This is a genomic window from Bartonella sp. W8167 (assembly GCF_016100335.1).
GTDB lineage: Bacteria > Pseudomonadota > Alphaproteobacteria > Rhizobiales > Rhizobiaceae > Bartonella > Bartonella apis.
Genome location: NZ_JACFSQ010000015.1, coordinates 1 through 571 on the forward strand (window position 1 = coordinate 1; position 571 = coordinate 571).

Below are 571 nucleotides of genomic sequence, written 5' to 3' on the forward strand. Positions count from 1 at the left end.
TAAACAAACAATCTGTGTGAACACTTACGAGCACTTCGTAAGGAGGTGATCCAACCGCAGGTTCCCCTACGGTTACCTTGTTACGACTTCACCCCAGTCATGGACCACACCGTGGTAAACGCCCCCCTTGCGGTTAAGCTATCTACTTCTGGTGCAACCCACTCCCATGGTGTGACGGGCGGTGTGTACAAGGCCCGGGAACGTATTCACCGTGACATTCTGATTCACGATTACTAGCGATTCCGACTTCATGGAGTCGAGTTGCAGACTCCAATCCGGACTTAGACGTACTTTGTGAGGTCCGCTTGCTCTCGCGAGGTCGCCTCCCTTTGTATACGCCATTGTAGCACGTGTGTAGCCCTGGTCGTAAGGGCCATGATGACTTGACGTCGTCCCCACCTTCCTCCGCTTTATCAACGGCAGTCTCCTTTGAGTTCCCGGCCAAACCGCTGGCAACAAAGGATAAGGGTTGCGCTCGTTGCGGGACTTAACCCAACATTTCACAACACGAGCTGACGACAGCCATGCAGCACCTGTCTCACAGTTCCCGAAGGCACTCTCGCATCTCTGC

Annotated in this window: 1 rRNA gene; it reads right to left on the reverse strand. The window is 53.9% G+C overall.

Annotation, left to right across the window (positions count from 1 at the left end):
- Positions 1-38: 38 nt before the first annotated feature.
- Positions 39-571: ribosomal RNA gene (locus H3V12_RS11085) — 16S ribosomal RNA — on the reverse strand; the annotation flags it as partial.